Source organism: Nonomuraea sp. MTCD27 (assembly GCF_041950495.1).
Lineage (GTDB): Bacteria > Actinomycetota > Actinomycetes > Streptosporangiales > Streptosporangiaceae > Nonomuraea.
This window is the reverse complement of the sequence record NZ_JBGNUW010000036.1, coordinates 45771-67633: the sequence shown is the minus strand read 5'-3', so window position 1 is coordinate 67633 and position 21863 is coordinate 45771. Positions and strand designations below refer to the sequence as shown.

The window sequence follows — 21863 nt, the reverse complement described above, 5'->3', positions numbered from 1 at the left end:
GGTTGGCGGGTCAGGCGCTCTCGTCGTGGCCGGGCACCCCGTTGCGGAGGCCAGTGCGCAGGTCGGGTCCCAGGCTGGTGTGGCGGCGTGGCCTGCGGGCGGGCCGCTGGGCCGCGCCGTCCGGCTGGGTGAACTGCTCGCGTGATGCCTGCCGGATCTCTTCTTCGCGGCCCTCGATCGCTGTTGGGAGAGGGCGGGTGCGCAGGGTGAACGCGGAGGTTTGCTGCCCGTCGATGACGAGGCGGGCGGCGACCTGGTAGGCGCCCAAATGGGTGAGGTCGTGTGGGCTGATCAACGGCGCAGTGTGGTGCTTCAACTCGTTCGCGTCTTTGGGGGAGGCGTTGAAGTAGATCTTGTTGCGGGCGTCAGCCGAGAGCGCTTCGCGCAGGTCGTGAGGGAGTTGGTCGAGGTGCTGGTGAGCCAGGACCAGGGAGAGGCGGTAGCCGCGCGCTTCGGCCAGGACGTCGTTGATGTGGCCGGGCAAATTGAGGAAGTTGTGGCACTCGTCGATCACCAGTGAGGCGTCGGGCCGGTCGGTTTCGGCGAGGTGGGTGCGGCGGGTGGTGGCTTGCCAGGTGTGGGCGAGCAGGATGGAGCCGAAGAGCCGGGCGGCGTCGTCGCCGAGGATGCCCTTCGGGAGGCGGGCCAGGACCAGGCCGCCTCGGTCGAGGAGCCGCCCGATGGGGACGGTGGTGTCCGGGCTGGCCAGCGCCTGTCGGACGAAGGGGCGGAGCAGGACGGCGCGGAGTTTGTTCATGACCGGGCCGATGACGGTTGCTTGTCCGGCTGGGGTGAGGGCTTCGTAGGAGTCCCAGAAGCCGCCGAGCAGGTTGTCCTCCAGCCGGGCGACGATCTGGGTGCGGAAGGCCTGATCGGTGAGCAGCCGAGGTACCTCGGCGAGGGTGGCCTTGGGGCCGAGGACGCTGGTCAGGGTGAGGCAGGTGGAACGGAGCAGGTCGTCCACACGGGGTCCCCAGGCTGTGGAGAAGCAGCGGTGGAAGATGGTGACGACGGAGTCGACGGCGAAGGCGGGGTCGTGCCCGGCGAGGATGTTGATCGAGGGTGGCGGGGCCGGGTCTTGCGGGTCGAAGACGACGGTTCTGCCGATCGCCCTTGTGGGCAGGCGGGTGAGGATGTCGGTGATCAGGTCGCCCTTGGGGTCGATGACCAGGGCGCCTCGGCCTGCTGCTGCGTCGGTGAGGATGAGGTTGGCGAGCAGGGTGGATTTGCCGACGCCGGTGCCGCCGAGGACGTGGGTGTGGTGGCGTCCGTCGGCCACCGGTAGCGCTACGGGCCGTGGTGGGGCGCTGTCGGCGTCGCCCAGGATGCGGGCGGTTCCGGCCGCCGTGGTGCGGGGTACGGCCGGGGAGGGGGCGATGGTGCGGGCCCCGGCGCGGGTGATGCCGGGGGCGTCGATGTCCCAGGGCAGGTGCGCGAGCGCCGCCAGCTCGGCGACGGATAGCAGGTAGCCGGAGTCGAGGCGGCGCGAGTTGACCACCCGGCGGGCGCGCCAGAGGCGGGCTCGGCGCAGGTATTGGTGGCCGCCGGTGTACAAGGCGAAGACGCCGGCCAGGGTGTGCGCGTGCCCGCGCAGCCATCCGCGGACCAGATCAGCAGACTCCGGGCGGATTGCCGGGGCGGCGTTGGGGAGGGGTTCGCGGCTGGTGGCGACGGCGTAGCGGATGGCGACCGCGTAGCGTGGCTGGCCTGCCTTGGCGAGGACGGCGCGGACTTGTTCGGCGCGTTCGGGGAAGTCGCGGGCCAGGTCGCTGGGGCGGTGGTGGTCGCGGGCGTCGGGCAGGGGGAGGACCTCGTCGAAGACGCGGCCGAGGGGACGGCGGCTTCCTCCTCCGCGCAGATGAGCGGCTGCTCGGTAGGCGCGTCGCAGCCGCCTTCCCGTTGTCGGGCGGGCCAGCACCTGGACCACGGCGTGCTCGCCTTCGCGCAGTCCGCCCATCGCCTCCAGCAGGGAGCGGACGGGGTCGTGGTCGTGGTCGGTCTTGAGCGGAAGGTGCTCGGGTGCGGCCAGCACCAGCCGGCCGCCCGCGATCTCGGCCTCCACCGGCAGGGGCGAGGTGGCGGGGCTGGTCGTGGTGGTTGCTCCCGGCCAGGCGGCGTGGATGGCCTTCTCCACGATGCCTGGCGGGATGGTGCCGGGCACCCACAGGCGGATCCGGACGCCTGCGTTGCTCCCGCAGTACTCCCACACCAGGTGCGGCTGACCGGTGAAGGTGCGCTTCCACGCTGGGCGGAGCAGGCCGATGAGTTGCCGCCACAGCACCAGCGCACCTTCGGGATCACTACGCGGCGGGCTAGAGATGTCGACCACGCGTGCGCCGGGGGTCATGTCGGCATGGTGGAGCCAGCCGAGCAGGTAGCGAACGCCGGCAGCCACCGCCCAGATGACAGTGAGGGCCACGGCGATGCGGGGCCCGTAGGCGAGGGCGAGTTCAGGCAGGCGGATGGGCAGCTCGGCCAGGAAATCGAGGACGATCTGCACGTCGTGGTCGTCGATATCGCAGAGCAGGCACGGCACGCCTTGATCGAGTGACGGGTTCATGGTCATAGCGGGTCGCTCTCCTCGTCCTGGTGGTGAGCGCCGATCTGAGTGGCGCCGGATGGAACAGGTGCTTGTGGTCGCGGGTCGTGTTGGCCGAGCTCGGCGAGATGGGCGGGGTCCGTGGTGACCAGCACGGTTTCCGACGGGGAGGCGACAATGCTGAGGGCGACGCGGCTGGCGGGGCCGGCGACCAGGAGGGCCTCGCCGCGTTCGGCGGTGAGCAGGAACTGGCGTTCGCCATCGGTCAGGTCGAAGGCGTCGCCGACGGCGGCGATGGCTTGCGGGGCCTGGCGGAGCAGGATCTGGCTGGCGGCGTTGGCCACGATCGCCTGCCCTAGCTCGGAGCCGAGCAGGTCGGCGGGGTCCTGGGTGACGACGGCGAGCCCGGCCCAGTGCTTCCTGGCCGCCTTCGCCATCCGGAACAGGAAGCGGGCGCCTTCGGGTTCCTTCATCAGCAGCCAGGCCTCGTCCACGACGACGAGGCGCTTCTTGCGGTCGCGCGGGTTGGCCACGCGCCGCCAGATCGCATCCAACGCCAGCAGGGTGCCGACGGCCTTCATCTCCTCGGGCAGGTCGCGGAGGGAGAAGACGGTCAGATGCCCGGCTGGGTGGGTGGTGGTGGGGCCATCGAACAGTTCCCGGTAGGAGCCGGTGACGTAGGGGACCAGCTGCGCGGCCAGCTCTGCACCCGCCTGCCCTCCAGATCCTTTTCTGGTAAGTGCGGTGACCAGATCGGCGAGGAGCGGCGCAGGGCGGGGCCAGGTGTTCGGGTCGCGGGTGATTCCGGCGGCCTGGTAGGTGGAGATGATCGCGGAATCCAGGGCCGCGCGTGTCTGCGGGGTGAGCTGGGTGCCGCCGAGCATGGTGGCGATCAGGGTTTGCAGGAACATGGCCCGCCGGGACAGCACGTCATCGCGGGGTCCGTGGCTGGCGGGCAGGTCGAAGGGGTTCCACCGCACTCCGGCGGCGCCGAGATGCAAGCAGGTGCCGCCGACCGCGTGCGCCAGACGGGCGTATTCATCTTCGGGATCGACCACGGCGACCTCGACGCCCTGATACAGCAGGCGCAGGGCTTCGAGCTTGGTGAAGAAGCTCTTGCCCGCGCCGGAGCGCGCGAGAACGACGGAGTTGTGGTTGTCCTGGGCGTAGCGGTCCCACACGACGACGCCGGAGCTGCTGGCGCTCAACCCGTACAACACTCCGCTCTGTCCGACCGACGTGGGCAGGTCGGGTGAGGTGAACGGGAAGGCCGCCGCCAGCGCGGTGGTGTCGAACGTCCGGGTCGCGCCGAGAGAATCGACGCCGAGCGGCAGGCTGGTCGTCCAGCCTTGCAAGGCGCGAAACGTCGCCGGTTGCGCATCCAGCAGCAGGGACGATGCCAGCGCCCGGACCCGCTCCACCTCGGCGGCCAGCTCGGGTTCCGTAGCGGCGTTGACGGTCAGGTAGAGGCCGACCTTGAACAGGCGGCCATGACCTCGGGCGAGGTGCTCGGCCAGATCGGTGGCGTCATCGGCGGCGGCTTCGGCAGCGAAATCGGCGAGCCGGCCGTGTGCGGCGTCGGAACGGCTGGCCGATTCCAGACGGGCGAGCTGGCGGCGCAGCCGCATGGCCGCGACCTGCTGCGGGATCGGCTCGACGTGCAGGGACACATCCAGGTGGCCGGGGTAGGTGAGCAGCGGCTCCAGCCATCCCGCGCCGACCTCGCGCGGGTAGCCGGTCACCACGAACGACGCGCAAACGGCGTCGGGCAGGGTCAGGGTCCGGGCGCCGACGTGTGCCGACCCGGGGTGGGAGAGGGTGCTGGGCTGGTGGTCGCGGTTGCGTCGGCACAGCTTCACGGGATGCTCCTGGTGGCGGTGATGGGTTCGTCCGGCAGTGCTTGGCCGAGCGGGTGCCGGCCGCCGGGGTCGAGACATTCGGCCAGCACCTGGCCGGCGGCGTCGGCGTCGAGCACGCGGGTGGCGACACCGAGCGAGGCCAGGCTCCGCTCGGCCTCGGCAGCCCGCCGCAAGACGACGGCAGCGGAGGCGTCTCGGCGTACCGAGCGCCGTCCCTTCGTGGTGGCGGGGTGGTCGCGCAGCACCACGAGCACCTGACGGGTCAGCAGCTCACGGGAGCTGTTCAGCTCGATCAGGTAGTCGGCGTGCTCTCGAGCGGCGTTGGCCAATGCGGCGTGCGGGAGCACCTCCGCCTGCTGCTCGACGGTCACGATCAGGTCGGACAGGTCGGCCGGGCGGGCACGGGCGAGGATCTGCACGGGTGCCTCCAGCGAGTTCAGCCACCGGCCGAACGCCCCGACCAGGGCCGCCTGCTCGCTGGTCGTACGCAGGTGGAAGGACAGGGTGCTGGTCTCGACGAGGACGGCGACGCCTCCGTCGGCGAGTTCGAGGGCGCCGTCGGTGCGGATCGCCCGTACCGGCAGGCGTAGCGGGGCGGGCAGCTTGCCGCGCAACCGGCACCACCGGGGCGGTTCGGCGACCCCGTCGGGCGCGGACACCAGGTGCTTGCGGGCACGGGCGTGGAGCAGGGCGGCCAGGGCGAAGCGATCCAGGCTGAGTCCGTCACGTCGCCCGAGCGCGATGGTCAGGCCGAGCGCCACAAGCGGCAGGACGATGGCCGCGAGGATGATCACGGGCAGGAGCTGATGGAACAGGTAATAGACGGCAGCGGCGACGCCGCCGGTCAGGGTGACGATGAGGATTTGACGAAAGGTCAGCCCGTAGGCGATCTTGTCCGGGCAATTGATATCGGCGGGAATGCGCGCCACAAGGGGCTCCGGCTCGTTCATCGGCCGTCTCTCCTGCGTGCGCGGCTCGGCGGCGGATCAAGGCGGAGCAGAAGTTGCCGTGGCCGGGCCGGACGGGTGGGCATGCCGGGCAGCATCGGCTGGGTCCAAGGCGGTTTCGGCCGGATCCACGGGCCACTGCGCACGGTCGGAGCGGGCGGCGTGGGCGGGCGTGGCACGCGAGTGACCGGGAACGGCAACACGAGCTGGCGTCCCCGTCCGGCTGCGGATCCCGTCCGCCGTGCCCCCGTTGTCGGCGTCGGCGGAAGATTGAGGGGGAGCTGGAGCTGCTGATGGCCGCGCTGGCCGGGCGGGTTGGGCGTGTTCACCGGTGTTGTTCCTCCCGTGGTGGGCCGGCCCGTCGGTCGCGCTCCCGCTGGTCCGCCATGCGGTCGGGCAGCGCGGCGGCGTGCCGTGCCTGTGGCGCCGGGCGGTGGACGGCGCCTGCTCGAGGCGCTCTTCGCAGCGCGGGCGGCTCTGCCGTTCCTGGCCAGGGCGGTTTTGGCCAGGCCCATCGTTTTGTAGACGATCAAGCCTTTGACCAGGCGAGTGAGTAGCTGGGGTTGGGCGGGCTGCCAGACGGAGCGGGCCACCCAGCCGGGAATCTTGATCAGGATGAACAGCAGCCCGATCAGCATCAGGGTGTCGATCGCGCGTGTGACGATCGGCTTAACCGCCGCCACGACGGGCTGATCGGGGCCGGTGGTGAAGGCGTCGGTGGAGTCGGTGAAGTACACCTTGAACGCCAGGATGAGCACCAGCGCCTGCAGCACCTGCATGACCAGCAGCCCGGTGAAGGCGCGCCACCACAGCCGGGCGAGGTGCTCGGTCTGCGGCAGCGCGTGACACAGCAGCGCCAGCGGCGCCGCGATCATCAGGAACAGCAGCAGCGCGACGCGCACGATCGCGATAAAGGCCAGGAGCAGGCCCATCACCACGGCCAGCCCGATCATCCAGATCAGGAACATCTGCGGGCTCTGCGCCTGCCCGACCGGATTGGCGAGCTTGTTGGCGATCAGGTCGCCGGCCCGCTTGCCGTCCACCCCGTCGCCGAGCAACGCCGCGACCAGGCCGTTGGCCAGATCGATGGCGTGCTGGCAGACAGTGAGCGAGAAGTTGAGCGCGATGGCGGCCACCACCACCCGAGGCGCGACCTCAGCGGCAGTGGTGGAGGTCTGCACGCTGCCGTAGGCCATCACGATCACACCGCCCGCCAGGACGAACAGCGCCAGCAGCGCGTTGGCCACCACCCGCACGTGCGCCGACAGCTCCTGCACGCGGGCGAGCATGGAGGGTGGCGGCGCGGACAGCAGCAGCGTGCCGACCACCCGGAAGGCCGGCTGGATCGCCTCGGTCACGATTCCGCCGAACCAGCCGTTCAACGCCTGGTTGATCTTGCAGCCGAAGTCCAGCCAGCCGCACTCCTGCGCGCCGCCCTCCTGCGGCGCCGGCTCTGACGCCGGCTCCGGCACCGGCACCGGGACGGTGGGCTCGGTGCCAGGATGTGGGTGTGGCGGTGGCGTGAGCATCGGCCCGATCGGCATCGTGGGCGTCGAGGTCGGAGCAGGCGCGGGTATGACGGGCGGAGTGGGCAGCGGGTTCGATGTTGGTGAAGGGACGGACGGCGGGTCTGGCTCGGCGGCGGCTTGGACGGTCGTGACGGTGAGCGTGATGGCGGTGATGGTGATGAGCTGCGCTAGGCCGCGCATGACGGCCGCGAACGTGCTCGCGATGGGTGGGCGAGGCGGTGGGTGGCGGGTCACCATCAGGCTCCGACAATGCCTTTGAGGACGGTGACCAGCAGCGGCGCCAGCACCGCGATGCCGTAGCCGAGTGCGGCGTAGCGCAGGGTCTTCTTGGCCGCTTCGACCTCGCCGGGGTCGCCGCCGGCCAGGATGTAGCGGACCCCGCCCACGGTCAGGAACAGGGTGGCAAGGGCAACCAGCAGGCCGACGATGACGTTGCGCAGGTTGTCGATCACCTGGTTCAGCGAGCCGGCGCCCTTGCCGCCGTCGGCGACCGCTTCGAGGGACAGGCCCGCTGCGGTGGCTTGCGCGAAGTGGGCCAAGGCGAGTTCCAGCAGGGTGCCGAGCGTCACGGCGGCGACGATGACGGCGGTGATGAGCAAGGTCTTGCGAGTGGTGAAGCGGGAACGCGGGATCACGACTGCCTCCCCGGGCAGATGGACGCAAGGTTGGGTGGGAAAGGCGGCGCGGAGGCCCGGGCCCGGGCGAGGCCGGGTGGGCGTCCTCCTTCAGCGATGGGTGCGGGTGGCGTTCCGGTGGTGACAGGAACCGGTGGCCGGGTGCGACCCGTCCAGGGTCCGGTGCCGTCCGCGCTGCCTTCAGCTGCTAAAAGACCGGGGTGAAGGGCCGAAATCAGACACCGAGGCCGGCGGAATTTGCCCGTTCATGACCGTTGGCCTGCGCGCATGACGACGGCCGGAGTGCTGGGTCACTCGGCGTTGCCGGACAGCTCGCCGCTGAGCAGGGCCTGCCGGAGGCGGGCTTCGGCGCGCTGGCGGCGTTTGAGCTCGGTGCAGTACAGCAGGCCGCGGGCGCGGCAGTAGGTGCTGAGCGAGATGGCCTCCAGGCGGGTCATAGAGATCAGCTCGGCCGCTTGGGCGGTGATGACGCCCAGCTCGACCGCGCGCTGCAGCAGCAGGTCGGCATGCCCGTCCGGGTAGCGCAGCGCACGTTGCCCGTCGCTCATGTCCGGCTCGGGCAGCAGGTCGGGCCGGTCGATGGCGTGGGCGCGAAGGACGGCGAACTGGGTCAGCCGCGACAGCCGCAGCACCGGATGGGACCAGGACAGCTCCACCCGGCATAGCGCCTCCATGAAGCAGGCCAGCACCTCGGCCTCCACCTCCTCACGCTCGACGGGCAGCGTCTGGGTGAGGGTCTTGAGCAGGCGGCGCAGCATGGGGGCCGCCAGCGCGACGGCGCCCACCATCCAGGCATCGCGATGAGTGCGGGCCTGTTCGATGAGGTGCCGCCAGACCTCGTCCCGGGTTGCCCGGCTGCAGGACGGGTGCAGGAGGAGGGCGCGCAGCTCATCCAGCGGAATCGGCCGGGCAGGGAGACCGAGCCCGAGCGCGGCTCCATCGACGGCGAGCGGCTGCGGTCCCTGCATGAGCAGCATGAACGCGTGCTCGGCCAGATCCAGTGGACGCGCCTGCGCGGATGCGGCCGAGGTGCCGCTCGAGCAACCGGGCGACCTTGTGGTCCTGGCAGGGCGGGTTTCGCGCGCGGTAGCGGCGGCGGTTGGAGCCGTGGCGGCGTGAGAGCGTGTGTCGTACATGGCAGCCCCCGAAATGCAGGTGAGCGGATTGGGATGCTGCTCATGCCGCCAGAGGCCGCGTACAGGAACCGGACGGCTTCCGGGCAGACCCCGGCCTCAGCAAAGATCACCACAAGACGGCGGGACGTTGCCAAACCGCGTCCGACCTCGCCAAACGCGGTTATGAGAGGTGTCCGGCGGCTAGAGAAGGCTCCGATTCAGCCGGTGTCCGCTTCGCGACCGGAAGGGCTCTGACCTGCGTAAACAGCGTCGGAGCGGCCCTGATGAGTCAAAGATGCGCCAAACTCCGACGCACCCGTTGTGGCCGGCCGAAGAGGGTTACGAGGCCACCGAACCGCGCGACGGGAAGTCACTCATGCGCGGCGGTTGAAATTGATGCAGCCGGCTCAGCGCTCGGTCGCGGCGCTCGCCTGCTCGACATGATCGTAGGTGCACACCGCTGGCCAGGAGCCGGTGATCTCCAAGATCCGGGCCACCGGGGGCTGCAGTCCGGCCAGGTGTACGGCGGCGCCGTGATCGAGGTTGAGGAACCTGCGAACAGCCGTTGGCGGTACCCGGGAGTAAGTTAGCTGCAGGCTTCGACAGGGTCGTCCCCGCGCCGCGAGTCAATCGTCGGTCGGGATGAGCGGGGCTGATCCGGCTGGCCGGGCAGTAGCCCGGTCAGTGCGGTTCGGATGGCGGCCCGACTCACTCCGTGCGCGCGGGCGAGGGTCGCGATCGAGGCGCCGTGGTCGGCGAACGCTGACCGCACCTCCTCCAGCCGGGCGCCGGTGAGCGCGGGCGGTCGGCCGCGGTAGCGGCCTTCGGCTTCGGCGGTCAGGAGGTCGCGTTGGAACTGTCCCACCGCGGTGATCACGTTGTTGATCGGGGCTGTCGCCGCGTCGTTGGCCGCGAGGTCGTGGAAGTTCGATAGCGGGCCCGACAGGACGTGAAGGGCGACGCCGCGGGCCTGGCACCAGTCACGGACCGCGTGGATGTCGACCAGATCCCGGCACAGCCGGAACAGCTCCGACACGGCCAGGACGTCGCCCGGGTGTGCGGCGGCGGCGACCCTGGCGACCGCGGGCCGCTCCAATGCGGGAATCTTGGAGGTGGTCGCCGAGTCCTCGAACAGCAGCACCCCCTCAGCCGGGCGAAACCCAACTGCGACGCCCCCGGTCCGGATGAGGAGGCGGGGTTTGTTGAGGATGTGCCGCTGGCGTAGCAGCGACTGGGGCGCGGTGGACACGCGCGAGTAGACGATCCGCGCCGAATGCTCCTCGGAGGAAGGGGCCAGAACCTCTTCCACCTGTCGGGAAATCCGGTCGTCAATCCGAGGGCGTAATCAGACGCCTGGAGCGGGGTTTCATTGCCCGATGTCCGATTTTCCGGGCTGCCTAGGGCTGGGCAGGCAGGGTGTCGGGAAATCACCTAATCCCGACAGGCCGGACTGCCGGGTCAGCCCGCGGGGCAAGGCGGGCGATGACGCTGCAGGCGATGTTGTGGTCGGGAATCGGCGGCCACCTCATATCCGGCGCCGGGGAGGACCTGGGTGAGGGCTTGCAGTTCGACATCCAGGTCGACGCCGAGCATGTGGCGACCAGCGAGACGTAGAAGTCGCCGTCCGCGTTATCTTGGGTGACTTTGTAGTCAGGCATGTAAGGCAAGTACGTGTCCCCGTACGTGTCTTACCGATATCCAGGGGCCTTCAGGCATGTCAGCCATGTCAGGCACGTTGCCTCGCTACTACCGGCCTGAACGGGCGGTGGCCGCCGACGAGTCGGTGTCGTAGGTGAAATTGTCGATGAGGACCTCGAGTTGCCGCCTATCCGTCAGGCCGACGCCGTTCCGAAGGCGGCGGTGTGGTCGGCGACCCATTGTGCATAGGTGAAGGGCGGTCGGCCGGTCACGTGTTCGACCGCCGGCAGGACCTCCGCGGTCTTGCCGACTCTCGCGGTGAGCGCGTCGACGTAATCGTCGATGCCCTGGGCGGGCATGCCGAGGCGGGCCATCTCGTCCCGGAACCAGTCCTCGGATTGCTCCTGCCACCGCAACGGCCGCCCGATGGTCTGCGCGATGATGCGCAGGCGGTCGATCTGGGTCAGCGACTGCGGTCCGGTCACCGAGTACCCTTGGCCGGCGCGCCCGTCGAGGAGGCTGCGGACGGCGACCGCGGCGATGTCGCGTGGGTCGACCGGGGCCGTCGCGGCGTCGCCGTACCGCCCGCGGACGACATCGCCGTCGATGATCTGGGATGCCCAGACCAGATCGTTGGTCGTGAACCCGTCAGGCCGCGCGAAGGTCCACGCCAACCCGGACGCTTGGACGGATCGTTCGAGCCGCCGGTGCACCTCGCCGACCCAGCCGGGCACAGACCACGTGACCGATATCGAGGACAGCATCACGAGATGCCGCAGGCCGGCGTGCTTCGCCGCGTCGAGGAATCCGTCGACCCCCTGAAAGACGGGAACAGGAAGGCCCGCTCGACGCCGGACAGGGCCTCCGTCAGGGTCTCCGGCTGGGTCAGGTCGCCCGTCGCAACTTCGACCTGGTCGGGGAACGCCTGGCCGCTGGGGTTGCGAGTGATGACGCGGATCTTCTCACCCGCCTCCAGAAGTTGGCGGACGACGTGGGAACCGACGTTTCCGCTGGCACCGGTCACCAAGATCATGGTGGAGATCTCCTTGAGTTTCGTTCTTGTGTGCACCAACCACGTCACCGACGACGAACCCCGCACCCAGGCACGGCCTGCGGGGTCGGGGACTGCCGCCCCGACCCCGCACGAGGGCATCAGCCGATGAAGGACTCGGGGCCGAAGAAGCGGCCCCATGCCACGAAAGCGGCCAGGGCTAGATAGACCACGTCGCCTGCGACCGTTGCTCTCTCGCCACGACGGAGGCGCGTGATGATCGCGCCGACAAACAGCAGCCCCGCACCTGTGGCGGCCAACGGAACGAGAACCGGCGCGATGCCGAGTACGGCGGGCAGGATCAGTCCCACCGCGGCCAGGAGCTCGAGGCCTCCGATGGTCTTGAGAGCGCCGGGGCTGAAGTCTTCGACCCATCGGGTTGCGGCGCCGAAGCTGGCTATCTTCTCCTTAAGCACGAACAGCTTGGCGCTACTGACCAGCAAGGCGGCGGCCAGTAATCCGGCGACGATCCATAGTGCGATGTTCATGAGTTTGTCCTTGGCTCAATGTCGGGGGGTGACGAACGGGCCCGGGGTCGTCCCGGGTCCGCCCGCGATCCTGAGGGGGGATGTCCGTGTCAGCCGAACTGGCCGGGCTGGTAGTCGCCGCCGGGCGTCCGGGTGATCACGTTCAGCCGGTTGAAGGCGTTGATTGTGCAGATCAGGGCCACCAGGGCCATCATCTGATCCTCGTCGAAGTGCTTGGCCGCGTTCGCCCACGCCTCATCGGTGATGCCGCTGGAGTCGGCGAGGCGGGTGCCCTGATCGGTGAGTTCCAGCGCCGCCTGCTCCGCCTCGGTGTAGACGGTCGTCTCCCGCCATGCCCCGATCAGGTTGATCCGCACCGTGCTCTCGCCGGCGGCTGCGGCGTCCTTGGTGTGCATGTCGAGGCAGCCGCCGCAGCCGTTGATCTGGCTGGCGCGGATCTTCACCAGCTCCTGCACCGCCTTCGGCAGTGCCGAGTCGGTGATGACCTTGTTCGACGAGATGATGTACTTGGCCCACTTCGCCCCGACCTCGTTGACCATGGGGTTGATCCGGGTTTCCATCTCGATCTCCTTCGTCTTCGGATGCTTGCACCACTACGACGAAGCCCCCCGCCAAGACGTAACAACCCATGCGACGGACGTGCGCTACTCGGGTCGCGCGGGCAGGCCCATGGTGTCGAGGAGCTTGCGGTCGCTCACGGTCAGGAGCTCGACGATCCGGCCGTCGACCACGGTGCACGCCACCACGCCGAGCACCTTGCCTTTCGCACCCCAGGCCACGAACCCGGGCTCGCCGTTGACCAGGACCGCCAGCGCCGAGGTCATCGACCGGATGCCGCGCAGGATCGGACCGGCCACCTCGGCCGCTCCGACCGTGGTCAGCACGCCCTGCGGGTGGTGGGTGCGCCAGGTCACCTGCGGGTCGAGCAGCCGTACGAGCCCTTCGAAGTCCCCGTTGCGCGCGGCGGCAAGAAATGCGTCGACCACGGCGCGCTGCCGCCGCGGCTCCTGCTCCGGCCGCGAGGTCCCCTGCACCTTGCGGCGGGCCCGGCTGGTGAGCATCTTGGTCGCGTCGGTGGACCGGCCGATGATCTCGCCGATCTCGGCGAAGGGCACCGCGAACATGTCATGCAGGACGAACGCCAGCCGTTCGGTGGGCGTGAGGGTGTCGAGCACCACCAGTAGTGCCAGCCCGACCGATTCGGCGAGCATCGCGTCGTCCTCGGGCGCTGGCCCGCCGTCCACCGTCACCACCAGCTCGGGCAGCCAGTCGTCGTACGACAGCTGAGCCCGGGTCGTGCGCGAGCGCAGCACGTCGATGCAGACCCGGCCGACCACCGTGGTCAGCCAGCCGGCCAGGTTGTCGATCGCGGCCGCGTCCTGCCGCGCCAGCCGGATCCACGCCTCCTGCACCGCGTCCTCGGCGTCCGCCCGCGACCCGAGCATCCGGTAGGCGACCGCCACCAGGCGCTCGCGCTGCTGTTCGAAGGCTCCCGCCAGTGCTTCGTGCGGACCTGACCCGGTCATGTCGTTACCTTTCTTGCGCAAACTCCGTCATGGTCATGACGGTCCCGAAGGCGCCGAGGTAACCGTTTGGGGTGCGACGGCCCAGGTGATCAGCTGCGGCCAACCTACTTGCCTTACGTGACTGACACGCGTCCAAGCGGCTGACCAGTTAGTTCGCTTGGCAACCCTAGATAACCATCGCAGCCCGCTCACCGACCCCTCCGTTCGTAGTTGTCGACCCTCGCGCGATTTGGTCGAGATCAAACAGGCTCCATCTTAAGAAAATTAAGATCAACATTGAAATAGTGAAGGTTCGTAGGGTATATCTTTGGAATGGATTGGCAGGAACTTACAAACCTGACCCAGGGCCAACCCTTCGTCGTCGAGCGGGTGCGCCTGGCAGGCAGCAGCGTCGCGATCGAGGGCGACTTCGAGCTACCGCAACTGGCTCAGCTCAACGTCGAGGATCAGGTCTTCATCACGGCGTTCGTACGGTGCCACGGCTCCATCAAGGAGATGGAACGCATCTTCGGGGTGAGCTATCCGACGATCAAGGCGCGGCTGAACCGGATCACACAGATGCTTGACTTCGTCGAGACCGATCCGGCGCCGTCGCGGGCCGACATCATCGAGCGGTTGCGCCGCGGCGAGATCACCGCACAGCAGGCACTGTCGGAGTTGGAAGGGCCCACATGATGCCGCAGTTGGTGACCGTACGGGTCAAACGCCCAGACCATCGTGCCATCCGGATCTGGGTGCCGATCCTGCCCGTGGTGCTCGTCCTGTCACCGGTCATGGTCCTAGCCGTTCTGGGCGCGGCCGTGGCCTGCCTCGTGTTCGGCATCAGCTTGGTGCACGCGCTCGACACCGGCTGGCGCATCGTCTCGGCGTTGCCCGGCACCCGGGTCGACGTCGAATACAGCCGTACGGCGGTGCTCGTATCCATCCAGTAGGAGAGGTTTCGATGAACGAACCGCGCAAGGACGTCCTCGACATGCTGGTCGAGGGCAAGATCACTGCAGAGGAGGCGGAGCGGCTCCTCGTCGCGCTCGAACGAGACCAGTCGCCGGCGGCTTCGCGCCTCGAGCCCCGGCCGAAAGGCAGGGCGAAGTACCTCCGGCTGGAGATGGAGTTCCTCGAGGACGGCGAGTCAGGGCGGCTCAACGTGCGGGTGCCGCTGCAACTGCTGCGAGCCGGTGTACAGCTCGTCGCCCTGATCCCGCCGCGGGCGCTGGATCGGGCCAACGCCGAGCTGGTCAAGGCAGGCGTTCCGATCGACCTGACCCAGCTCAAGCCCGCACAGCTCGAGGCGCTCGTGGAGCACCTCGACGAGACGACCGTGGAAATGGAGGCGCCCGATGGCCACCTGCGTGTCTTCTGCGAGTAAGGGGAAACCATGACCAGCCGGCAATCCACCTGGACCGACACGGTGCCGGTCGATGACACCGCGCTGTACGTGCGCGACACCGGCGGGCCCGGCCATCCCGTGGTCTCCCTCAACGGCGCCTATGCCGACCAGTCGCACTGGCGGTGCGTCATCGCTGACCTCGGCAGCGACTACCGGCACATCATCACCTACGACGAGCGCGCCCGCGGCAAGTCGAAGCGCTCGGCGGACTATTCATTCGAGGGCGCCGTCCGGGATCTGGCCACCGGCACCAGCCACCGTTCCCGATTCACTTCTGCGAAAGGCAGACCATGACCATCGAGCGATCCCCCTGGACCGGCATGGTGCCAGTAGACGATACGGCCTTAGCCGTCACCGACACCGACACCGGTGGCGGCGGTGTCCCCGTGATCTACCTCAACGGCCACGCCGCCGTTCAGTGGCAATGGCGGAGGGTCCTCGCCGAGTTGGGGACGCAGTGGCGGCACATCACCTACGACATGCGGGGGCGTGGTAAGTCGAAGCGTTCGGCGGACTATTCGTTCGAGACGAACATCCGAGATGTCGATGCTGTCCTCGCAGCCCGGGGTGTGGCCCGGGCGGTGGTGGTGGGATGGTCCTATGGAGCGTTTGTCGCGGCGCACTGGGCCAGCCGGAATCCGGCCCGTACCGTGGGCGCGGTCTTGGTTGAGGGCGCGCAGCCCTACGACTGGTTCGAGGAGTCCATGGAACCGGGGATGCGCAAGATATGGAAGCGGATCTGGTGGCCCATGCAACTGCTGCGCCCGTTCGGTATGGCTCCACGGATGACCAGCGACCAGCTGGCAGACAGCAACATCGAGGTCGGCAAGATCGCCCGCGAGCGTGACCTGGGCCCCGTGCTGGACAACATCACCGTCCCGGCGCGCTACGTGGTCGCTTCGGGGGAGTCGTTCGGAAGCCAGGGCGGGCACGAACAGGTACGCGCCAGCCTCCCTGCGGTGACTGCCCGCAATCCGAACATCCAAATCAGCGCGAAAGTCGCCAGCAACCACGGTTCGATCCTGCGTAAGGACTATCGCGCCATCGCCGAGGCCGTACGCGAGGTCGCCGCCCTCGACCACGAGGGGAACTGAAGACGCCGCCGTCACGGTGAATCCCGCACCGGAGCCAGCGGTCTACACGCCCTCTCCCTCCACCGTTTCCCCCGCCATTGGGCAGGTCGGGGATCTCGCCGAGCTGGCGCAGGCCTTCGGCCGGTGCGGAGAGGGAGATGGCATAGCGGCCCAGGACGTTGGGGTGGGCGTGGCCGAGCGCCGCCACATCCAGATCGGTGTTTGCCTCGGCGACTGCGTGCTGGCGGGACCGCTACAGCCTCAACCTCCATTAGCAATTTCGGTGGCGGATGCCGATGGACGGTTTCTGTCCGGGTCTTGTCCGGAGTGTGTACGGAAACCCAGCGGCCCGGACGCGCAGGCCCAGGAGCGGACGAAGGAGACAGCGCAGGCCCAGAGGTAGTCGGGCGTGCGACAACGCGGACCCGTTGCTCTGCCCGGATGCGCGGTGGGGCGGCCTTCCGCGCCAAGCTTTGAGTCCGAGAGCGACGGAATCTTTGCCTGTCGTCGTGTCCCAACTCGGTCCTCAGCGCCGGTATTTAGACAGGTGACAGGGACCAGGTGACCCGGATGATCGGGCCACACCATCGTGACAGCACCCACGCACTCCGACCGCTCCATCATTGTCCGCTCACGCGTTTCCGCCCGAACCGCTCATGAGGTGGACGCACGCCATCTGCCGTTGAGCGTCTGGCCGGCAGCCGCCGACACCGAAACCGTTTCCACTTGCCGCAGCGGTTGTTGCGTCCCGGTGAGCGGGCCGCTGGCCCGCCACCTGATCACTGCATGCACCCGGCTCGGCGACCTGGTGATCGACCTGGATGCCGCCGACCACCACGTCATCTCCACCGCCCTCGCTATGGGCTGCCAGGCCGCCGCTACCATCACCGACCCCGTCCGGGCCCGGGTTATCGGCAGGGCCCTGGCCATCAGCCACCCCGAGCACGATCTGGAGGTGGCCGACCTCCGGTTCACCCGCCCTGACACCTTGCTCACCGGCATCAGAGACCTGATCGGGGCTGCCGCCTTGGTCGTGCTCACTTACGCCTGCCCGTCTCGGAGAAACGAACTGGCGGAAACGTCGGACACGGCGGCCCAGCCGGCCCAGTCGGCCGACACACGCGGACATGAGCCGCTCGATCTGGCCGGATCGGCGGCGCTGCTGAAGCCCGGAGGACACCTCGTCGTCGTCACCGGCCTGCACCGCGGCGAGCAGAATCTCACCGACCCGGGCCCGGCCCTGATCGCAGAGACCCAACGGGTGGGACTGCTGTACCTGCAGCACATCGTCGCGCTGCGTACACCGATCAATGGCCAGCAGATGGAGCCACCCCTGACCTGGGGTGTATCGAGAGCGGGTGCCGCTGTTCCCGGCGTGCCCGTCAGCGCCCGCGTGCACAGCGACGTGTTCATCTTCACCAAACCGCGAACCGAGGACGCCGGCGTTCGAGGACATCATCCGATGCTGGGCGATCAGGCATGGCTGGAAGGAGAGCAGGCATGACCAAGGTGACGACATCGGTGTGGGCGACTGGCCAGCAGCCGTCCCGCTCCCAGCGGCAGAACCGGTACCTGCCGGAATCCATGAAGCACCCGGGCAAGATGCTGCCCGCCATCGCCGCCCAGGTAATCGGCACCTACACCCAGCCAGGCGACTTGGTGATCGACCCGATGTGCGGGATCGGCACCACCCTGGTCGAAGCCGTCCACCTGGGCCGCAACGCGGCCGGGGTGGAGTACGAGCAGGGCTGGGCCAAGCTCGCGCTCGCCAACCTCGCCCACGCCCGCCGCCAGGGCGCCACCGGTTCCGGCACCGTGCTCGTCGGAGACGCGCGCGGCATCGCCGGCCTGCTGCACGGCCTGGCCGGCTGGGCGGCGCTGGTGCTCACCTCGCCGCCGTACGGGTCGGCCACGCACGGCCACATCCGCTCCACCCGCGACAGCGGCGAGCCCGGCATCCGCAAGCACAACCAGCGCTACTCCCGCGACCGCGCCAACCTCGCCCACCAGCCTCTGCCGGTGCTCCTGGACGGCTTCGCCCAGATCCTCGCCGGCTGCACCGAGCTGCTGCGGCCCGGCGGCGTAGTCGCGGTGACGGTGCGCCCGTACCGGCAGCAGGGCGAGCTGGTCGACCTGCCCGGCCACGTACAGAAGGTCGCCGCGCGTGCCGGATTGGCGTTCGCCGACCGGATCGTCTGCCTGCTGTGCGGGCTGGGACGCGGCAGGCTGCTGAACCGCGCGTCGTTCTTCCAGATGCACGAGGCCCGCAAGGGTTGGGCCCGCGGGCTGCCTATCCACGCCACCGCTCACGAAGACTTGCTCATCTTCACCAAGCCGTTGAAGCCCGGGGGTTCACGGAAACTGAAGGATCTTCAGCAGGAGCCCAAGGGGTCATCGGGGGACACAGCACGAAACCCGTTTGGCCAAGGCCGGCACCTACCTGCCTGTCCTGAGGGCGGCCGATGAACGACCAGACGCGCACGATGGAGACTGGTCCTGAGGTGCTGCATCGGCCGGATCCGCGTGCGGTAGGGGCGGCGCCGAGCCAGCAACTCGTGGTGGGGCTGATGGAGGCCGCTCGGCTGCTCGGTATGGGCCGGACCACGGCATATCGGCTGGCCAAGACCGGCACGTTCCCCTGTCCCGTACTCCGCATCGGTGGCCGGTACGCGGTGCCGCTATCTGGGCTGCGGGCGCTGCTGGGCTATGACACCCAGCACAACCGAGAACCCCACGACGATTCGAAAGGATAAGTCGTGGAGCATCCAATTCCGTCTGCATCGCGCAGTGGAAGGCACGGCCGCCGGTAGGTGGTGAGCTCTTCGTCACCTACCGCCGGTCAACGTGGAGATCGCGCGCCAGAACCCGCGCGCGGAGTGGACCCCGGGGCATAGTTCCGGGGTCCACCGCACATGGGCCTCGTCTACTCCTGCCAGAGACCCAGAGTCTCGTTGTCATGCCTGCCGCAGTCCTCGGCGTGCTTGAGGAGCAGTTGAACCCAGATGGCACGGGCACGGTGATGAGGGCCTCGGGCGGTCTCCTCCCGCTCACCGACGTTGTTGTAGCGCAAAACCACATATTGGCCGCCTTGACAGGCGAACTCGTAGGCGTCGCAGCAGCAGACGCCGCGGATTCGAGGGGGTTGCCCCGTGGTGCTCTGATACGGCTCCCATGTGATCAAGAAGCCCCGCCAGGAACGTTGGCGCGCTGTTCGACACGGCTGGCCTGGATCTTCCCGAGCCGGTGGAGCAGTCGCGAAGCCGCTGGCAGAGAAGAGGCGGGCCAGCGCGGACGCACACCGCACGCGCCCTTGTCACGTGGTTGCGTGCCCTGATCGCGCTGTGTCCGTCCGCGTGGGGGAGGCGGGTGGCTGGGAAGGTCATCCACCCGCCTCCCGTGGCGCTGGCCAGCCGCGGGCGGCATCCGGTGCTCCTTTCATCTTGTGTCCCGAGTGAGCGCGGATGCCGCCCGTCGTCGGACCCTTCTTCACGGGGCAGGGAGCTCGCCCGGCCGGGTCGTCCGGCAACGGCCGGGCGAGGATTCCCGTTGGTCACAGTGCGGCGGGTGGCAGCCCATGTGGTCACGCACTGTGACGTCATCCATGCAACCGGACGCCGGGGGCTGTTGTGAACGTCGTGACCTGCGCGTTTGCCGTACCGGACGCGGCGTGCTGCGTGCGGGTGGTCGTTTGCTGGTCGTTTCGGCCGTGGACTGGAGTCATGGGTGTTGGCGATGCACACTGTGTGGTCCCCTAGACGCTGAGGGAGCGTGGCACGCGGTGAACCAGCCCCAACGGCACCACCAGGACGGCCGTCCAGAACTGGTGCGCGCCCGCAAGCGGCAAGGCCTCACCCAGGAGCAAGCCGCCGAACTGATCGGGGTGGCTACAACGACGTGGGCCCGGTGGGAGCGCGGCGAGCAACGCATGCGCCCCGTCTACCGCGCCCGCCTGGCCCAGGCATGGCAGGCCGAGCCGGCCGAGGTGGAGCGCTGGCTGGAGGCCATGCCACCAGCGCGCGACGTTCCCGACGAGGACCGCATCGATGACGTCGATCCGGCGGTCTTCGACAGGGCAGACGCCACGGATCGACTGTGGAGGTGGGAGATGGATGCCTCGCGGCGTCACCTGCTCGCGACACTGCCGTTCGTGCCCGCGCTGCTGGGGGAGTGGCTACTGGCCTGGCGCTACGACGCCACCCCCGGATCGGCCCACGGCAAGGCGGCCACGGCCGACAGTGCCCGGGTGGGCTGGTCCGACATCCGGCGGGTGCATGAGGCACACCGGGCCTTCATCCAGATGGACCACCAGTTCGGTGCCGGTCTCGTCCGCCCGGCCGTCATCGACTTCATGAACACCACGCTCGCCCCGCTGCTACGCGCCCGCTACAGCGAAGACGTCGGCCGCGCCCTGATGAGCGCCGCCGCGCGTCTGTCACGCACGGCCGGGTGGATGGCCTTCGACCTCGGCGCCAACGGCCAGGCCCAGCAGCACCTCGGCCAAGCACTCGAACTCGCCAAACAAGCCGACGACGACCTGACCAGCGCATGGATCCTGGCCGCCCTCGCCCAACAGGCCTGCGACCTGGACCACGGCCGCTGGGCCATCCGCCTGGCCGGCGCCGCCACCGAGGCAGGTCAACGCGGCCATGCCTCACCGCGGGTGATGTCGCTGCTGCACCTGCGCCGAGCCCGAGCCTTTGCCGTAGCCGCCGGTACCGAGCAACCCGACCAGTATGCCTGTCGCCAAGTGAGCACCTTGATCGCCGAAGCCGAAGACACCTACACGGCCACCACCGGTGATAACGACCCGGCTTGGATCGCGGCCTTTGGCCCCGCTGAACTGGCCGCCGAGGCGGGTTATTGCTGGCAGCGCATCGGCGAGCACCAGCGCGGCGCCGATCACGCTGAGCAAGCTCTGGCTGGCTTCGCCGACGGTTTTCTCCGCTCCATCCAGTTCAATCGCGTTCACGCCGCCCAAGCCCGGCTCGACTTGGGCGACCTCGATGGCGCCCTGGCCCACGCCCGCCCGGCCGTCCGTGCGGCTAAGGAACTCATCTCCGAGCGCGCTGTGGTGCAGGTGCGAGATTTCGCCACCCGGCTAGCCCAACGTCACCATCACGATTCCGAGGCGCGAGAGTTCGCCGACGGCGCCGCGAACTCGGCACCTGACCGAAGGCCGTTCGTCATGTCTTCCCTCCGCTCGCCCGCGCCTGCCCCCTGCTCGGCCTGGACACGCGCGATGCACGGCTCCTTCACCTGCGCGCGAACGCCGTCTACCACCTCCCACGCCCCAACCTCGTGGTGCGACTGCGCCACGCCCCCGGCAACGCGGCCGTCCTCGAGCGGGTCCGCGCCGCCCTACGGATCACCGCATGGCTGGGCAAGCACGGCTTCCCCACCGTCAAGCCGGCCGCCCTCGACCAGCCCCTCAGCATCGACGGCTGGGTCGCCACCGCCTGGCACTACGTCACCAGCACCACAGAAACCCGGCCACGCCCTCAACACCTCGCTCAGATCCTGCGCCACTTGCATCGAATGGATGCGCCGCTGACCGCACCCAAAATCCAGCCCCTTGGCACCCTCCGCGCTGACCTCGCCGCCGATGGCCACCACGGCCCGGCCGAGAGCGTGCTCACCGCAGCGCAGCAGGCCTGGCTGTTGGACCGCTGCTCCTCCGTCGAGGCCGCGTACGCCGAGCTGGATCCGCCGCTCGGGTACGGGCTGATCCACGGTGACGCCCACACCGGCAACCTGTTCGCCGACGGCACTCGCTGGCTGTTGGGAGACTGGGACTCCATCGCCAACGGCCCCCGCCTTCAGGACCTCGTCCCCACGATGATCGGGCACCGCCGCTTCGGCCGCCCCCACACCTTTTGTACCTCGTTCTGCCTGATCTACGGCATCGACCCCGACGTGGAACATCACCCCGCCGCACACATCCTGAGAGCCGCTCGCGAGATCCGATCCCTGGCCGCCTACATACGCTCCGGCGACCGACCCGACATCCGCACAGAACTCCAACATCGCCTGGGATCACTGATCGACGGAACCCCAACCCGGTGGCGCCCCATATGAC

Annotated in this window: 22 protein-coding genes and 1 pseudogene; 11 read left to right on the top strand and 12 right to left on the bottom strand. The window is 69.0% G+C overall.

The features are described from left to right. Nucleotides 1-10: 10 nt before the first annotated feature. The 7 genes from ACBJ59_RS57680 to ACBJ59_RS57650 all read right to left on the bottom strand — a co-directional run bounded on the left by ACBJ59_RS57680 (nt 11) and on the right by ACBJ59_RS57650 (nt 9933). A complete protein-coding gene (locus tag ACBJ59_RS57680; protein ID WP_375118478.1) occupies nt 11-2566 on the bottom strand; it encodes a type IV secretory system conjugative DNA transfer family protein in 2556 nt (851 codons plus the stop codon). Continuing rightward, nucleotides 2563-4398, bottom strand: a complete 1836-nt coding sequence (locus ACBJ59_RS57675) for a VirB4 family type IV secretion system protein (RefSeq protein WP_375118477.1) — start codon at nt 4396-4398, stop codon at nt 2563-2565. The genes ACBJ59_RS57680 and ACBJ59_RS57675 overlap by 4 nt, the downstream gene beginning before the upstream one ends. After that, nucleotides 4395-5348 (bottom strand): PrgI family protein, encoded by a 954-nt coding sequence (locus ACBJ59_RS57670; protein ID WP_375118476.1) that lies wholly within the window; start codon nt 5346-5348, stop codon nt 4395-4397. The genes ACBJ59_RS57675 and ACBJ59_RS57670 overlap by 4 nt, the downstream gene beginning before the upstream one ends. Then, nucleotides 5345-7054 carry a hypothetical protein gene (locus tag ACBJ59_RS57665; protein ID WP_375118475.1) on the bottom strand — a complete coding sequence of 570 codons (1710 nt, stop codon included), beginning with the start codon at nt 7052-7054 and terminating at the stop codon, nt 5345-5347. Before ACBJ59_RS57665 ends, ACBJ59_RS57670 begins: the two co-directional genes overlap by 4 nt. Before the next feature lie 56 nt (nt 7055-7110). Further along, nucleotides 7111-7509 (bottom strand): pilin, encoded by a 399-nt coding sequence (locus tag ACBJ59_RS57660; protein ID WP_364129177.1) that lies wholly within the window; start codon nt 7507-7509, stop codon nt 7111-7113. Nucleotides 7510-7799: 290 nt separating this feature from the next. Further along, nucleotides 7800-8486, bottom strand: coding sequence for a hypothetical protein (locus ACBJ59_RS57655; RefSeq protein ID WP_375118474.1), 687 nt, complete (start codon nt 8484-8486; stop codon nt 7800-7802). Between the two features lie 724 nt (nt 8487-9210). Further along, complete coding sequence (locus ACBJ59_RS57650; RefSeq protein ID WP_375118473.1) at nt 9211-9933, bottom strand: recombinase family protein; 723 nt, start codon at nt 9931-9933, stop codon at nt 9211-9213. A 173-nt stretch (nt 9934-10106) separates the two neighbouring features. Between ACBJ59_RS57650 and ACBJ59_RS57645 the strand changes: the two genes are divergently transcribed. Then, complete coding sequence (locus tag ACBJ59_RS57645; protein ID WP_375118472.1) at nt 10107-10238, top strand: hypothetical protein; 132 nt, start codon at nt 10107-10109, stop codon at nt 10236-10238. A gap of 218 nt (nt 10239-10456) precedes the next feature. Here ACBJ59_RS57645 and ACBJ59_RS57640 read toward each other — a convergent pair whose 3' ends face one another. The 5 genes from ACBJ59_RS57640 to ACBJ59_RS57620 form a co-directional block, all read right to left on the bottom strand. Further along, a complete protein-coding gene (locus ACBJ59_RS57640) occupies nt 10457-11026 on the bottom strand; it encodes a hypothetical protein (protein WP_375118471.1) in 570 nt (189 codons plus the stop codon). Further along, nucleotides 11026-11295: an SDR family oxidoreductase gene (locus ACBJ59_RS57635; protein ID WP_375118470.1), complete on the bottom strand. Its 270-nt coding sequence runs from the start codon at nt 11293-11295 to the stop codon at nt 11026-11028. The genes ACBJ59_RS57640 and ACBJ59_RS57635 overlap by 1 nt, the downstream gene beginning before the upstream one ends. A gap of 119 nt (nt 11296-11414) precedes the next feature. Continuing rightward, entirely contained in the window at nt 11415-11801 is a 387-nt protein-coding gene (locus ACBJ59_RS57630) for a DoxX family protein (RefSeq protein WP_375118469.1), read from the bottom strand. 89 nt (nt 11802-11890) lie between these two features. Continuing rightward, nucleotides 11891-12361, bottom strand: a complete 471-nt coding sequence (locus ACBJ59_RS57625; protein WP_375118468.1) for a carboxymuconolactone decarboxylase family protein — start codon at nt 12359-12361, stop codon at nt 11891-11893. A gap of 84 nt (nt 12362-12445) precedes the next feature. Continuing rightward, nucleotides 12446-13327, bottom strand: a complete 882-nt coding sequence (locus tag ACBJ59_RS57620; protein ID WP_375118467.1) for a sigma-70 family RNA polymerase sigma factor — start codon at nt 13325-13327, stop codon at nt 12446-12448. A gap of 312 nt (nt 13328-13639) precedes the next feature. On the opposite strand from ACBJ59_RS57620, the gene ACBJ59_RS57615 reads away from it, so the two are divergent. The 10 genes and pseudogenes from ACBJ59_RS57615 (at nt 13640) to ACBJ59_RS57570 (ending at nt 21862) form a co-directional block, all read left to right on the top strand. Beyond that, on the top strand, nt 13640-14002 hold the full coding sequence (locus tag ACBJ59_RS57615) for a DUF2089 domain-containing protein (RefSeq protein ID WP_375118466.1): 363 nt from the start codon (nt 13640-13642) through the stop codon (nt 14000-14002). After that, nucleotides 13999-14259 (top strand): hypothetical protein, encoded by a 261-nt coding sequence (locus ACBJ59_RS57610; RefSeq protein ID WP_375118465.1) that lies wholly within the window; start codon nt 13999-14001, stop codon nt 14257-14259. The genes ACBJ59_RS57615 and ACBJ59_RS57610 overlap by 4 nt, the downstream gene beginning before the upstream one ends. An 11-nt stretch (nt 14260-14270) precedes the next feature. Continuing rightward, on the top strand, nt 14271-14693 hold the full coding sequence (locus tag ACBJ59_RS57605; protein WP_375118464.1) for a hypothetical protein: 423 nt from the start codon (nt 14271-14273) through the stop codon (nt 14691-14693). A 9-nt stretch (nt 14694-14702) separates the two neighbouring features. Then, nucleotides 14703-15008 (top strand): alpha/beta fold hydrolase, encoded by a 306-nt coding sequence (locus ACBJ59_RS57600; RefSeq protein ID WP_375118463.1) that lies wholly within the window; start codon nt 14703-14705, stop codon nt 15006-15008. Then, nucleotides 15005-15808 carry an alpha/beta fold hydrolase gene (locus tag ACBJ59_RS57595; RefSeq protein WP_375118462.1) on the top strand — a complete coding sequence of 268 codons (804 nt, stop codon included), beginning with the start codon at nt 15005-15007 and terminating at the stop codon, nt 15806-15808. The genes ACBJ59_RS57600 and ACBJ59_RS57595 overlap by 4 nt, the downstream gene beginning before the upstream one ends. A 640-nt stretch (nt 15809-16448) precedes the next feature. After that, nucleotides 16449-17291: a hypothetical protein gene (locus ACBJ59_RS57590; RefSeq protein ID WP_375118461.1), complete on the top strand. Its 843-nt coding sequence runs from the start codon at nt 16449-16451 to the stop codon at nt 17289-17291. Then, nucleotides 17288-18253, top strand: a complete 966-nt coding sequence (locus tag ACBJ59_RS57585) for a TRM11 family SAM-dependent methyltransferase (RefSeq protein ID WP_375118460.1) — start codon at nt 17288-17290, stop codon at nt 18251-18253. The genes ACBJ59_RS57590 and ACBJ59_RS57585 overlap by 4 nt, the downstream gene beginning before the upstream one ends. Further along, complete coding sequence (locus ACBJ59_RS57580) at nt 18250-18540, top strand: helix-turn-helix transcriptional regulator (RefSeq protein ID WP_375118459.1); 291 nt, start codon at nt 18250-18252, stop codon at nt 18538-18540. Before ACBJ59_RS57585 ends, ACBJ59_RS57580 begins: the two co-directional genes overlap by 4 nt. A gap of 821 nt (nt 18541-19361) precedes the next feature. Next, nucleotides 19362-19769: pseudogene (locus ACBJ59_RS57575) on the top strand (helix-turn-helix transcriptional regulator); the annotation flags it as partial. Nucleotides 19770-21085: 1316 nt separating this feature from the next. Continuing rightward, nucleotides 21086-21862: a phosphotransferase gene (locus ACBJ59_RS57570; protein ID WP_375118458.1), complete on the top strand. Its 777-nt coding sequence runs from the start codon at nt 21086-21088 to the stop codon at nt 21860-21862. Nucleotide 21863: the final 1 nt, after the last annotated feature.

Bases quoted from the DNA above. Each gene is read 5' to 3' on its own strand.
- ACBJ59_RS57680 (WP_375118478.1), bottom strand. From the start codon at position 2,566: ATGACCATGAACCCGTCACTCGATCAAGGCGTGCCGTGCCTGCTCTGC.
- ACBJ59_RS57670 (WP_375118476.1), bottom strand. From the start codon at position 5,348: ATGAACGAGCCGGAGCCCCTTGTGGCGCGCATTCCCGCCGATATCAAT.
- ACBJ59_RS57665 (WP_375118475.1), bottom strand. From the start codon at position 7,054: ATGCGCGGCCTAGCGCAGCTCATCACCATCACCGCCATCACGCTCACC.
- ACBJ59_RS57655 (WP_375118474.1), bottom strand. From the start codon at position 8,486: ATGCTGCTCATGCAGGGACCGCAGCCGCTCGCCGTCGATGGAGCCGCG.
- ACBJ59_RS57645 (WP_375118472.1), top strand. From the start codon at position 10,107: ATGACGCTGCAGGCGATGTTGTGGTCGGGAATCGGCGGCCACCTCATA.
- ACBJ59_RS57640 (WP_375118471.1), bottom strand. From the start codon at position 11,026: ATGCTGTCCTCGATATCGGTCACGTGGTCTGTGCCCGGCTGGGTCGGC.
- ACBJ59_RS57635 (WP_375118470.1), bottom strand. From the start codon at position 11,295: ATGATCTTGGTGACCGGTGCCAGCGGAAACGTCGGTTCCCACGTCGTC.
- ACBJ59_RS57630 (WP_375118469.1), bottom strand. From the start codon at position 11,801: ATGAACATCGCACTATGGATCGTCGCCGGATTACTGGCCGCCGCCTTG.
- ACBJ59_RS57625 (WP_375118468.1), bottom strand. From the start codon at position 12,361: ATGGAAACCCGGATCAACCCCATGGTCAACGAGGTCGGGGCGAAGTGG.
- ACBJ59_RS57620 (WP_375118467.1), bottom strand. From the start codon at position 13,327: ATGACCGGGTCAGGTCCGCACGAAGCACTGGCGGGAGCCTTCGAACAG.
- ACBJ59_RS57615 (WP_375118466.1), top strand. From the start codon at position 13,640: ATGGATTGGCAGGAACTTACAAACCTGACCCAGGGCCAACCCTTCGTC.
- ACBJ59_RS57610 (WP_375118465.1), top strand. From the start codon at position 13,999: ATGATGCCGCAGTTGGTGACCGTACGGGTCAAACGCCCAGACCATCGT.
- ACBJ59_RS57605 (WP_375118464.1), top strand. From the start codon at position 14,271: ATGAACGAACCGCGCAAGGACGTCCTCGACATGCTGGTCGAGGGCAAG.
- ACBJ59_RS57600 (WP_375118463.1), top strand. From the start codon at position 14,703: ATGACCAGCCGGCAATCCACCTGGACCGACACGGTGCCGGTCGATGAC.
- ACBJ59_RS57595 (WP_375118462.1), top strand. From the start codon at position 15,005: ATGACCATCGAGCGATCCCCCTGGACCGGCATGGTGCCAGTAGACGAT.
- ACBJ59_RS57585 (WP_375118460.1), top strand. From the start codon at position 17,288: ATGACCAAGGTGACGACATCGGTGTGGGCGACTGGCCAGCAGCCGTCC.
- ACBJ59_RS57580 (WP_375118459.1), top strand. From the start codon at position 18,250: ATGAACGACCAGACGCGCACGATGGAGACTGGTCCTGAGGTGCTGCAT.